The 11098-nt window shown below is 64.7% G+C and carries 14 protein-coding genes and 1 other RNA gene; 7 read left to right on the top strand and 8 right to left on the bottom strand.

Annotated features, from left to right (window positions below; genetic code table 11):
• The 8 genes from ACXJL8_RS21225 to ACXJL8_RS21190 all read right to left on the bottom strand — a co-directional run.
• A partial coding sequence (locus tag ACXJL8_RS21225) for a dihydrofolate reductase (RefSeq protein WP_456685516.1) occupies nucleotides 1-428 on the bottom strand: 428 nt, incomplete at its 3' end.
• Nucleotides 428-913, bottom strand: a complete 486-nt coding sequence (locus ACXJL8_RS21220; RefSeq protein WP_456619907.1) for an N-acetyltransferase family protein — start codon at nucleotides 911-913, stop codon at nucleotides 428-430. The genes ACXJL8_RS21225 and ACXJL8_RS21220, both read right to left, overlap by 1 nt.
• A 5-nt stretch (nucleotides 914-918) precedes the next feature.
• Complete coding sequence (locus tag ACXJL8_RS21215; RefSeq protein ID WP_456619908.1) at nucleotides 919-1713, bottom strand: thymidylate synthase; 795 nt, start codon at nucleotides 1711-1713, stop codon at nucleotides 919-921.
• 187 nt (nucleotides 1714-1900) lie between these two features.
• Nucleotides 1901-2881 (bottom strand): tripartite tricarboxylate transporter substrate binding protein BugD, encoded by a 981-nt coding sequence (locus ACXJL8_RS21210; RefSeq protein ID WP_456619909.1) that lies wholly within the window; start codon nucleotides 2879-2881, stop codon nucleotides 1901-1903.
• A gap of 124 nt (nucleotides 2882-3005) precedes the next feature.
• A complete protein-coding gene (locus ACXJL8_RS21205; RefSeq protein ID WP_456619910.1) occupies nucleotides 3006-4520 on the bottom strand; it encodes a tripartite tricarboxylate transporter permease in 1515 nt (504 codons plus the stop codon).
• 7 nt (nucleotides 4521-4527) lie between these two features.
• Entirely contained in the window at nucleotides 4528-5289 is a 762-nt protein-coding gene (locus ACXJL8_RS21200) for a tripartite tricarboxylate transporter TctB family protein (RefSeq protein WP_456619911.1), read from the bottom strand.
• A 95-nt stretch (nucleotides 5290-5384) separates the two neighbouring features.
• Nucleotides 5385-5915 carry a chromate transporter gene (locus ACXJL8_RS21195; RefSeq protein WP_456619912.1) on the bottom strand — a complete coding sequence of 177 codons (531 nt, stop codon included), beginning with the start codon at nucleotides 5913-5915 and terminating at the stop codon, nucleotides 5385-5387.
• Nucleotides 5912-6517 carry a chromate transporter gene (locus ACXJL8_RS21190; RefSeq protein ID WP_456619913.1) on the bottom strand — a complete coding sequence of 202 codons (606 nt, stop codon included), beginning with the start codon at nucleotides 6515-6517 and terminating at the stop codon, nucleotides 5912-5914. Before ACXJL8_RS21190 ends, ACXJL8_RS21195 begins: the two co-directional genes overlap by 4 nt.
• An 84-nt stretch (nucleotides 6518-6601) precedes the next feature.
• Between ACXJL8_RS21190 and ssrA the strand changes: the two genes are divergently transcribed.
• The 7 genes from ssrA to ACXJL8_RS21155 form a co-directional block, all read left to right on the top strand.
• Nucleotides 6602-7001, top strand: a transfer-messenger RNA (tmRNA) gene (gene ssrA / locus ACXJL8_RS21185).
• 117 nt (nucleotides 7002-7118) lie between these two features.
• A complete protein-coding gene (locus ACXJL8_RS21180; RefSeq protein WP_456619914.1) occupies nucleotides 7119-7640 on the top strand; it encodes an SspB family protein in 522 nt (173 codons plus the stop codon).
• A gap of 89 nt (nucleotides 7641-7729) precedes the next feature.
• Complete coding sequence (gene fumC / locus ACXJL8_RS21175) at nucleotides 7730-9175, top strand: class II fumarate hydratase (protein ID WP_456619915.1); 1446 nt, start codon at nucleotides 7730-7732, stop codon at nucleotides 9173-9175.
• 276 nt (nucleotides 9176-9451) lie between these two features.
• Nucleotides 9452-9640 (top strand): DUF4169 family protein, encoded by a 189-nt coding sequence (locus tag ACXJL8_RS21170; protein ID WP_456619916.1) that lies wholly within the window; start codon nucleotides 9452-9454, stop codon nucleotides 9638-9640.
• A complete protein-coding gene (locus ACXJL8_RS21165; protein WP_456619917.1) occupies nucleotides 9637-9891 on the top strand; it encodes a ribbon-helix-helix domain-containing protein in 255 nt (84 codons plus the stop codon). Before ACXJL8_RS21170 ends, ACXJL8_RS21165 begins: the two co-directional genes overlap by 4 nt.
• Before the next feature lie 115 nt (nucleotides 9892-10006).
• A complete protein-coding gene (locus tag ACXJL8_RS21160) occupies nucleotides 10007-10282 on the top strand; it encodes a FeoA family protein (protein WP_456619918.1) in 276 nt (91 codons plus the stop codon).
• Nucleotides 10283-10318: 36 nt separating this feature from the next.
• Nucleotides 10319-11098 (top strand): FeoB small GTPase domain-containing protein (locus ACXJL8_RS21155; protein ID WP_456685515.1); only part of this gene is annotated, 780 nt, incomplete at its 3' end.

Below are 11098 nucleotides of genomic sequence, written 5' to 3'. Positions count from 1 at the left end.
GTTTCCTCCCATAGCGCCCGGTCGATGTCGAAATGCGTGTCCCCGTCGGGCCGCGCATGCACTTCCGTGATCTCGAGCCGATCGGCGCGATCGATCCATTGCCGATAGATCTCGGCGCCGCCGATCACCGCGATCTCGGCGACTGAACGCCGCAGGGCGTCGCCGCGCGCGACCGCGTCCGCATCCGCCGCCGATGTCGTGACGATAGCGCCGGCGGCGCGATAATCCGCATCGCGCGTGATGACGATGTTGGTGCGGTTGGAAAGCGGCCGGCGCAGCGATTCGAAGGTCTTGCGGCCCATGATCACGGGCTTGCCGATCGTGAGCGCCTTGAAACGCTGCATGTCGGATTTCAATCGCCACGGGATCGCGCCGCCAGCGCCGATGACGCCGTTCTCCGCAATCGCGACGACGAAGACGATCTCCATCAGCTCGCGCTCCCGGCAAGCCGCGCCAGCGCAGGCCCGGTGACGCGGCACAACGTCCAGTCGTCCATCATCACGGCCCCGAGCGACTTGTAGAACGCGATCGACGGCGCGTTCCAGTCCAGCACCGCCCATTGCAGGCGCGACCAGCCGTTCTCGACGCACTCCCTGGCCAGATAGACCAGCAGTGCCTTGCCGAGGCCCCTGCCCCGATGCGACGGCCGCACGTAGAGGTCTTCGAGATAGATGCCGTAGCGGCCGCTGAAGGTGGAGAAATTCGCAAACCACACCGCAAAGCCGACGGGTTCGCCGTTCCACTCGGCGATCGCGCAATAGAGCCGCGGATCAGCGCCGAACAGCGCATCCGCGATGTCAGCCTCGGTTGCCTCGACCTCGTGCGAGAGCTTTTCGTACGCGGCGAGTTCGCGGATGAAGGCGAGAACGAGCCCGGCTTCGCCCGGGCGCACGCGGCGGATGTTGAGCGACATCAGTCCTAGACCGCGACTTCCGCCTTGATATGCGGATGCGGATCGTAGCCGACGAGCTCGAAATCCTCGTAGCGGAAGGAGAAGATGTCCTTCACGTCGGGATTGATCCGCATCACCGGCAACGCGCGCGGCGCGCGCGTGAGCTGGAGCCGCGCCTGCTCCAGATGGTTGGAATAGAGATGGGTGTCGCCGAACGAATGCACGAAGTCGCCGGGCTTCAGGCCCGTGACCTGCGCCACCATCAGGGTGAGCAGCGCATAGGAGGCGATGTTGAAGGGCACGCCGAGGAACACGTCGGCCGAGCGCTGGTAGAGCTGGCACGACAGTTTTCCGTTCGCGACGTAGAACTGGAACAGGCAGTGACACGGCGGCAGCGCCATCTTGTCCACTTCGGCCGGATTCCAGGCCGAGACGATCAGGCGGCGCGAGTCCGGATTGCGCTTGATCATGTCGACCACGTTCGAAATCTGGTCGATGCTGCGTCCGTCCGGCGCGGGCCAGGAACGCCATTGATGGCCGTAGACCGGGCCGAGATCGCCGTTGGCGTCCGCCCACTCGTCCCAGATGGTGACGCCGTTGTCGCGCAGGTACTTGATGTTGGTGTCGCCATTCAGGAACCACAACAGCTCATGCACGATCGCCTTCAGCGGCAGCCGCTTGGTGGTCAGCATCGGGAAGCCGGCGGACAGATTGAAGCGCATCTGATGGCCGAACACCGACAGCGTGCCGGTGCCGGTCCGATCGGTCTTCTCGGCGCCGTCTGAAAGAATCCGCTCGAGCAGGTCCTGATACTGGTGCATGTGCCAAAAACCTTTAGGAAGACGGCAGCCTTTGGGGGAACGGCGAACTTAACGACCACCCCCGTGCCGCGACAGCGGCGATTCGCCGTCTGCACGCATTATACCCGGAAAAAGTGAGTGCTCCCGGCCCAAACGACAAGGGGCGGAACTCGCATCCCGCCCACGCCTATCGGATTGATTGTGCTGATTAACTTGCCGGCTTGAGCACCGGGCTCCACTTCGCGATTTCGCTCTTCACGAGCTTGGCGAGGGCCTCCGGCGTCCGTTCCGCAGAGGCTGGGATGACGCTGCCAAGCTCGAGCAGGCGCTTGCGCACGGTTTCGTCGTCGAGCGCCTTCACGGCGGCGGCGTTCAAGCTGGCCAGGATCGCCGGCGAGGTTCCCTTCGGCGCGAACATGGCATTCCAGGCCTGGGCCTGGAATGCGGGCAGGCCCGCTTCCGCCGTCGTCGGCACGTTGGGAAGCGACGGATTGCGCTCGGCGGTTGCGATGGCATAGGCCTTGATGGTGCCGGCATTGATCTGCGGCACGGCGTTGACGATCTGGTCGCACATGTAATCGACCTGGCCCGCCACCAGCGCGTTCATCGCGGGTCCCGTGCCGTTGAAGGGCACACCGACCGGCTTGATGTCGAGGATGGAGTGCAGGAGCTCGCAGGACACGTGCGAGACCGAGCCGACGCCGGCATGCGCCGCGTTCACCTTCTCGGCGTTGGCTTTCACGTAGGCGACGAACTCCTTGAGGTCCTTTGGCGGAAAGTCCTTGCGCGCCAGGATCAGGATCGGCGTACCCGCGAGCAGTGCGATCGGCTCAAAGTCCTTTTCCGGATGATAGGCGAGCTTCGGATAGAGCGGCACCGAGGCGGCATGCGTGCCCATATGCCCGGTGATCAGCGTATAGCCGTCATTGGCGGCACGCGCCGCGCGCGTGGTCGCGGTGGTGCCGCCGGCGCCGACCACGTTCTCGATGATGATGCTCTGGCCCAGCGTCTGCGCCATATGCGCGGTGACGATGCGCGAAATGACGTCGGTCGGGCCGCCGGCTGCGAATGGCACGATCATGGTGATGCTGCGCGTCGGATAGGTCTGCGCTTGAGCCGGCGCGACAAAGGCGCCGAGCGATGCAAGCGCCGCGGCACATGCGCCCGCGAGCGCGCGAATGAAGGTCATTTCGATCCCCTCCGGACACAAAACAAAAATGCCGGCCACCCGGCCGGCATTTTCATTTCACGAAGCTGTCACACGAGTCGATTCGACTTCCGAATGCGGCGCGCCGACGCAGGGCGCGTGGCGATCAGTTCTCGGATTCGGTGAACACCTCGTCGCGCTTGGCGCGCAACGCGGGCAGCACCGTGAGGATCAAGAGCCCCGCCGCGATCGCCAGCAGCACGGCCGACAACGGACGCGTCAGGAACACGCTCCAGTCGCCGCGCGAGATCAAGAGCGCACGGCGCAGGTTTTCTTCCATCAGCGGTCCCAGCACCATGCCGAGCAGCAGCGGCGCCGGCTCGAAATCGTGCTTGATCAGCCAGTAGCCGACCAGGCCGAACACGCCGGCGAGGATGACATCGACCGGTGCGTTGTTCACCGAATAGATGCCGATCGCGCAGAAGATCACGATCGAGGGGAACATCAGCCGGTAAGGCACGCGCAACAGCCGCACCCAGATTCCGACCAGCGGCAGGTTGATGATGATCAGCATCAGATTGCCGATCCACATCGAGGCGATCATGCCCCAGACGAGATCCGGCTGCTTCTGCATCACCTGCGGGCCCGGGACGATGCCGTGAATGGTCATCGCGCCCACCATCAGCGCCATCACCGCGTTCGGCGGGATGCCGAGCGTCAGCAGCGGGATGAAGGAGGTCTGCGCCGCCGCGTTGTTGGCGCTTTCCGGCGCCGCCACGCCCTCGATCGCGCCGCGACCGAACCGCGACGGGTTCTTGGCGATCTTCTTCTCGAGCGTGTAGGCCGCGAACGACGCGATCACCGCGCCGCCGCCCGGCAGGATGCCGAGGATCGAGCCGAGCACGGTGCCGCGCAGGATCGCGGGCGCCGAGTCGACCAGGTCCTTCCTGGTCGGCATCAAGCCGGTGATCTTCTGCTGCACGAGATCGCGGTTCATCTCGGCGCCGGCGTCGAGATTGCGGATGATCTCGGCAAAGCCGAACACGCCCATCGCCACCGTTGCAAAGCCGAGACCGTCGGCAAGCTCGGGAATGTTGAACGCCATGCGCGAAGCGCCGGTCTCGATGTCCGAGCCGACAATCGACAGCAACAGGCCGAACACGATCATCGCGATTGCCTTCAGCACCGAGCCCTTGGCCAGCACCACCGCGAAGATCAGGCCGAGCACCATCAGCGAGAAATACTCGGCCGGACCGAACGCCAGCGCGAGCTTGGTCAGCGGCGCGCCGAGCACGGCGATCAGAACGGTCGCGACGCAGCCGGCGAAGAACGAGCCGATCGCCGCGATCGCCAGCGCCGGGCCGGCGCGGCCCTGCTTCGCCATCTGGTGGCCGTCGATGGCGGTGACGACCGACGTCGCCTCACCGGGTATGTTGACCAGGATCGAGGTGGTCGAACCGCCATACTGGGCGCCGTAATAGATGCCGGCGAGCATGATCAGGGCGCCGACCGGCGGCAGGCCAAACGTGATCGGCAGCAGCATTGCCACCGTCGCGATGGTGCCGATGCCCGGGAGAACACCGACCAACGTGCCGACGAGGGCACCGATCAGGCACATCAGAAGATTGATCGGAGAGAGCGCAACGGCAAAACCGTGAGCGAGGTTGGCAAAGATATCCATCACACCCTCACTGAACCAGGAAACGCGGGAACATCGGCATCGGCAGCCCGAGCACATAGGGGAACAGAACCGCGCAGCCGAGCGTCAGGCAGGCGCCGACGATGGCGGCCTCCAGCCAGCGCGTTTCGTGAGATCCCGCCGCCGCAATCATGAAGCTCACGAACGCCGAGACCACGAGGCCGAGCGGCCGGATCGCCAGCGCAAAGAACACGATCGAGACCATCACGAACAGCGGCCCGCGCCAGGAATAATGGGCGAGCGCCGGCCCCTCGGCCAACAGTCCCGTCAAGGCGATGCCGGCGGACAGGGCAACCAGAAGTCCGCCGAACATCCGGGGCGCGGTCCCGGCGCCGAAGGAGAAGCCGCGCATGCCCTGCAAATCGCTCGAGGCCCACAGCGCGAACAGAGCGACCGCCATCAGCACGATGCCGCCGATGTAATCCTGTGCCGATTTGATCGTCATGAACAGCGTAAGGATCGCCACCGCAAACAGCGGGTAGGAGTAGATCAGCGCCAGCAGCACGTCGGATGACGCCTTCTTGGTGTCACCGCCGACCGATCCGATCAACGCACCGGGAGCGCCTGCGAGCAGCGCGGTAGCGTGGCTGATCAGGACGGTGGCGGGGCCGCGTCCGGTACCCCAGCCAAAGATCGTCCCGATCGACCAGATGAATTCGAAAATCTGCGGCGCAATGGCCAGCAGACAAAAGCCGATCGCCACCGAGGTGTTTCGGGTGGCTGTCGCTGAGTGGCCCATCGTATCGGCCATGCCTGTCTCCTCCGCGACCGGTAAGTCACGAGCACTGTTGTTCTAATCGGCTGGAAAATCGATCCCCCGCCCGGATCACTGCCTAGCGATTTTCATCACACAATGCCAGCAAAACCAAACAGGCCTCCGGCGAGCAGGAGCCATAGTGGATTGATCCGCGACAGGGTCGCAATGATCGCAACCGCCCCGGTTAAGAGCAAAGCAATAACGGTACGATCGGTCGACTGGGCCAGGATCAAGGCGCTTGCCGCCATCAATCCGATCGAGAGCGGAACCAGTGCAGCCTGAATCAGGCCGGGCCAGCGCGATTGGCTCGGCCGGTTCAGGAGCCGGCTGACATAATAGGCAAGCAGGGCCGTCGGCAGGCACATCGCCAGCGTCGCCGCCAGCGCCCCGGGAATTCCGGCAACGGCATAGCCGATTAACGTGACGATAAGGACGTTTGGACCTGGCGAGAGCTGCGCGATCGCATAGGCATCGGCGAACTGCTTGTCGGTCATCCAGTGATGCACGTCGACCGCGATGCGATGCATCTCGGGCACCGCCGCCGCGGCGCCGCCGACCGCGAACAGCGACATCAGACCAAAGGTGGAGATCAACGCCCAGATCGGGCTGTCGCTGGTCATGCTGCTACTTTCCGTCGCAGGAGGAAGGTCACGGCGACGCTGAGGGGAATCGCGACCAGCAGCACGGCCTGGAGCGGCAGGCGAAGCACGCCGATGGTGGTGAACACGCCGAGCATCAGGATGAGCGCGACGGCCTCCATCCGCTTCAACAGCGGCGCCATCATGCGGAAGACCACTGCGATCAAGAGGCCGACCGCGGCGCAGGAGATGCCCGCCAGGCTGCGGCGCAGCACGTCGACATCACCGAAATGGGCGTAGATCGCCGCGAGCACGGTCATGATCAGCGTCGGTGGCAGCAGCAGCCCGGCAAAGGCGGCAACGCCGCCCGCGATCCCACGCAGCCGCGCGCCGAACACCATCGACAAATTGACGATGTTGGGGCCGGGCAGGAAATGGCAGAGCGCGAACGTCTCGTTGAATTCGTCCGCGGTCATCCAGCGGTGCTGCTCGACGATGGCCCGCCGGGCAAACACCAACACCCCGCCGAAACCGGCCAGCGACATCCGGGCGAAGGCCAGGAACAGCGCAGGCAGGCTGGGCGGGAGGCCTTGCGCGGCGGTTGGATCCGGCTCTTGGACGGCCGGTGCTGAGTCCTGGGACATGCCCGAAGCCTAGAACGCGGGCTGCGCCCCGGCCAAGCCCATCCGGAACCTATCCAAAGGGAACAGCGCCGAAGCCGCTTGAATCCCCTGTCATTTGAAACCTTTGCCCCCTATATTGGGGGTGCCGGTTCGCCGGCTATGGAAATAAATGGTCGTCGTAATAAACCATTCGGACCCGGGGGCGGTACCCGGCGCCTCCACCAAAGCCCACCGGATCGCGGGCTCTGACCCGCGAAACAAAGGGGCTTCAGCCTGCCGAAAGGCGGGCTTTGGCGGGGGCGAAATAGGATCGACGAGGGCGTAAAGGGCGTGCTTTTTCCCGGTATTGTTCCGCCGTTATCGGGCTACTGCAATAGTTGCCAACGACAACTTTGCTCCGGTTGCTCAGGCTGCGTAACGCAGTTTGAAAGACCATCTTAAAGTCCTAACGGGTTAAGCTCCGTTAGGCGGGGTTCGGAGGCACCTGGCAACAGAAGCCTCCACTTACATCTTATTATTTCCTTCTCGGCGGGGACTCCTGCTGACCCGTCAGGCGCGGTACTATTGTGGCTTGGCGAGTCGGGCCGGCAGGGCCCGCCTCCTGGAATGCAACAGGACCACCATGGCGACCGATCATATCCGATACGATGTGCTGGCCCGCGACGCGCTGCGCGGCGTGCTGCGCAAGGTGCTGACCGATGCCGCATCCCATGGATTGCCGGGCGAGCATCATTTCTTCATCACCTTCGTATCGAAGGCCGAGGGCGTGAAGCTGTCGTCGCGGCTGCTCGCGCAATATCCGGAAGAGATGACGATCATCCTTCAGCACCAGTTCTGGGATCTGACCGTGCTCGAGGACCGGTTCGAGGTCGGCCTGTCGTTCGGCGGCATTCCGGAGCGGCTGATCGTGCCGTTCAGCGCCATCAAGAGCTTCCTCGATCCGTCCGTGAAATTCGGCCTCCAGTTCGACACCTCCGACGTCGCCGAGGTGGCACCCGAGACGTTGCCTGCGGCTCCTGCGCCAACGGCCGTCGCGGTGCCTGCTGCCCCCGCCGCCGAGACCGCGGAAGGCACGGAGGAGCCGGCAGCCCCGAACCAGGGCGGCGCCGAAGTCGTGCGGCTCGATCGTTTCCGCAAGAAATGATCTAGGTTGGGCCCGCGACCATAGCGCCCGGCCAAACTGCCTATATAGATGAGCCTATCAAGTGGCCGCGCGGCATTTCGCGCGGCGGAATGGATGTGCTCATGGCCAAGACTGCCCGCTCGAAGACCACCACCCCCTCGCGACGCCCCTCCTCCCGCATCGAGACCGACAGCTTCGGTCCGATCGAGGTCCCCGCCGATCGCTATTGGGGGGCGCAGACCGAGCGCTCGCGCCAGAATTTTCGCATCGGCATCGACCGCATGCCGATTGCGCTGGTGCATGCGCTGGGCATCGTCAAGCTCGCGGCCGCACAGTCCAATCGCGAGCTCGGCCTGCTCGACCAGCGCCGCGCCAATGCGATCATCCGCGCCGCGCGCGAGGTGATCGAGGGCAAGCTCGACGACCATTTCCCGCTTGTGGTGTGGCAGACCGGCTCGGGCACGCAGACCAACATGAACCTCAACGAGGTGATCGCCAACCGCGCCAATGAGCTGCTCGGCGGCGAGCTCGGCGCCAAGAAGCCGGTGCACCCCAACGATCACGTCAACATGAGCCAGTCGTCCAACGACTCGTTCCCGACCGCGATGCACATTGCGGCCGCAAGCCGCATCACCGCCGATCTCGTCCCGGCCCTCGGCGAATTGCTCCGTGCACTGCGCAAGAAGGAGAGGGAGTTCGCCAGGATCGTCAAGATCGGCCGCACCCACACCCAGGACGCGACGCCGCTGACGCTCGGCCAGGAATTTTCCGGCTATGCCGCGCAGGTCGAGAGCGGCATCGCCCGGCTCAAGGTCGCGGTGAAAGAGCTCCATCCGCTGGCGCAGGGCGGCACCGCCGTCGGCACCGGCCTCAACTCCAAGCCGCGCTTCGCAAGACTGTTCGCAAAGCACGTGGCCGGGATCACCAAACTGCCCTTCACCAGCGCCGCCAACAAATTCGAGGCGCTGGCCTCCAACGATGCCTATGTGCTGGCGCACGGCGCCATCAATTCGGTGGCGACGGGGCTGTTCAAGATCGCCAACGACATCCGCCTGCTCGGATCGGGCCCGCGCTCGGGCCTGGGCGAACTGATCCTGCCGGAGAACGAGCCGGGCTCCTCGATCATGCCGGGCAAGGTCAATCCGACGCAGTGCGAGGCGATGACCATGGTGTGCTGCCAGGTGTTCGGCAATCACACCGCGATCACGGTCGCCGGCAGCCAGGGCCATTTCGAGCTCAACGTCTACAAGCCCGTGCTCGCCTACAATATGCTACACTCGATCCGCCTGATGGCCGACGCGGCGCGCTCCTTCACCGAACATTGCGTCAGCGGCATCCGTGCCGACGAAAAGCGGATCAAGGAGCTGATGCAGCGCTCGCTGATGCTGGTGACGGCCCTCGCACCGAAGATCGGCTACGACAACGCGGCCAAGGTGGCCAAGACCGCGCACGCTAACGGCACGACGCTGAAGGAAGAAGCGCTGCGGCTCGGCTTCGTCTCGGCGGACGAGTTCGACCGTCTGGTGCAGCCGGAGAAGATGACTAAACCGGGGTAATTCCGAATTCCGATAGTCATCCGTAATGATACGGAGCCCTGAAGCTCAAAATTGTAGGGCTTAAAGGACGGGATTTGATTACCGTCAATGTCGCGGCGGGCATGCGTGCTACGCGGCCATTATGCCCTTGGCGGGGCGAAATTCATCGTTTGATGGCCCGAGAGGCCGATTGACGAGGACGAGCGAATGGCGATCAAGTCTTGTAGGGCGCATCGCGGCGCCCTGTTTCTGAAGGTTTCATCCTGCCCACAGAGGATCGGATGATGGAGACGCGGCATGGGGAAAGTCATCAACCTGAATCGCGTCAGGAAGCGCGCCGAGCGGGAAGCCTCGGCGAAGCAGGCGGACGTCAACCGGGCGAAGTTCGGCCGCACGAAGGCGGAGCGGTCGGCGGAGGAGACGCGCGCGGAGCAGGCGAAGGAGCACCTGGACCAGCACCGGATCGATCGCGAGGAGCAGCCATGAAGTCGCCCGTCGTGAAACGATCGATCGTGGTCGCCGGCCACAAGACCAGCGTCAGCCTGGAAGAGGCGTTCTGGAACGGCATGAAGGAGATTTCGGGCCTTCGCAACATGACGCTGTCAGAGCTCGTCGGGGAGATCGACGGCAACCGCCAGCAGGGCAACCTGTCCTCGGCGATCCGCCTGTTCGTCCTGGACTACTTCAAGAGCCGTGCGATGGCCGTTCCGCCGGAGCAGAAGGTCGCGGCCCAGTAAGCCGCGAGGGCGCTTTCCCGACGCTTTCGGCCTCTGCACTTTAAAATCACTCTAAGGTGCAGTTTCGGCCGACCAGCACGCTTGACCTCAATGCCCTGCGTTGAAAATACAGGGCATGACCGACATCCATGATACGCGTCCGCAGATGCCGCTGGGCCTGGCCCAGCGCGGCTACACCGGCGTCATTCAGCACCTCTCCGCCAGGGACGCGGGCTCGGCGCTCTCGGACCTCGAGCTCGAGAGCCGCCTGCTCGAACTCGGCTTCGTCGAGGGCGCCCGGGTCGAGGTCCTGCACGAGGGGCTGGTCGGGCGCGACCCTATCGCCGTGCGCGTCGACAACATCACCATCGCGGTGCGCCGTCGCGAAGCCATGGCCATCATCGTCGCCTAGATAGCGACCGGACCCCAATTCCAGGCGTTTGATCACATGGAAGCACCCCTGCTGCATCTCGCCCTGGTGGGCACGCCAAACAGCGGCAAGACCTCGCTGTTCAATGCCCTGACCGGCAGCCGGCAGAAGGTCGCGAACTATCCGGGCGTCACCGTCGAGCGCAAGGAAGGCTTCTTCGTCACGCCCCAAGGGCGCCAGGTCTCGGTGGTCGACCTGCCCGGCACCTATTCGCTGCGCGGCCGCAGCCCGGACGAGGAGATCACCCGCGATTTCGTGCTCGGCAAGGCCTCCGGCGAGACCGTGCCCGACCTCGTGCTGTGCGTGGCCGACGCGACCAATCTGCGGCTGACCATCCGCCTGCTGCTCGAGCTGAAGCGCACCGGCCGGCCGATGATCCTCGTGCTCAACATGTTCGACATCGCCACCCGCCGCGGCATCACTGTCGACGCCGAGCGGCTCGCCAAGGAGCTCGGCGTGCCCGTCGTCACCTCGATCGCGGTGCGCAAGGGCGGCACCGCCGACCTCCTGACGCTGACCGACGAGATCGCGGCCAAGCTCGCATCCGAGCCCCAGGAGAACAGCTGGCGCGCGCTCAGCGTCGCCGAATTGCGCGCCACCCAGCGCGAGGCCGACCGCATCATCGCCGACTGCGTCAGCCTGCCGAGCCGGCCCGACACCTGGACCGCGCGGATCGACGCCGTGGTGCTGCATCCCGTCGGCGGCCTCATCGTGCTGGCGGCTATCCTGTTCGTGATGTTCCAGGCGGTGTTCGCCTGGGCGCAGCCGCTGATGGACCTGCTCAAATCAGGCTTCGAC

The organism is Bradyrhizobium sp. P5_C11_2 (assembly GCF_054049755.1).
This window is presented reverse-complemented; position numbering and strand designations above follow the sequence as displayed.

Bases quoted from the DNA above. Each gene is read 5' to 3' on its own strand.
- ACXJL8_RS21220 (WP_456619907.1), bottom strand. From the start codon at position 913: ATGTCGCTCAACATCCGCCGCGTGCGCCCGGGCGAAGCCGGGCTCGTT.
- ACXJL8_RS21215 (WP_456619908.1), bottom strand. From the start codon at position 1,713: ATGCACCAGTATCAGGACCTGCTCGAGCGGATTCTTTCAGACGGCGCC.
- ACXJL8_RS21210 (WP_456619909.1), bottom strand. From the start codon at position 2,881: ATGACCTTCATTCGCGCGCTCGCGGGCGCATGTGCCGCGGCGCTTGCA.
- ACXJL8_RS21205 (WP_456619910.1), bottom strand. From the start codon at position 4,520: ATGGATATCTTTGCCAACCTCGCTCACGGTTTTGCCGTTGCGCTCTCT.
- ACXJL8_RS21200 (WP_456619911.1), bottom strand. From the start codon at position 5,289: ATGGCCGATACGATGGGCCACTCAGCGACAGCCACCCGAAACACCTCG.
- ACXJL8_RS21195 (WP_456619912.1), bottom strand. From the start codon at position 5,915: ATGACCAGCGACAGCCCGATCTGGGCGTTGATCTCCACCTTTGGTCTG.
- ACXJL8_RS21190 (WP_456619913.1), bottom strand. From the start codon at position 6,517: ATGTCCCAGGACTCAGCACCGGCCGTCCAAGAGCCGGATCCAACCGCC.
- ACXJL8_RS21180 (WP_456619914.1), top strand. From the start codon at position 7,119: ATGGCGACCGATCATATCCGATACGATGTGCTGGCCCGCGACGCGCTG.
- fumC (WP_456619915.1), top strand. From the start codon at position 7,730: ATGGATGTGCTCATGGCCAAGACTGCCCGCTCGAAGACCACCACCCCC.
- ACXJL8_RS21170 (WP_456619916.1), top strand. From the start codon at position 9,452: ATGGGGAAAGTCATCAACCTGAATCGCGTCAGGAAGCGCGCCGAGCGG.
- ACXJL8_RS21165 (WP_456619917.1), top strand. From the start codon at position 9,637: ATGAAGTCGCCCGTCGTGAAACGATCGATCGTGGTCGCCGGCCACAAG.
- ACXJL8_RS21160 (WP_456619918.1), top strand. From the start codon at position 10,007: ATGACCGACATCCATGATACGCGTCCGCAGATGCCGCTGGGCCTGGCC.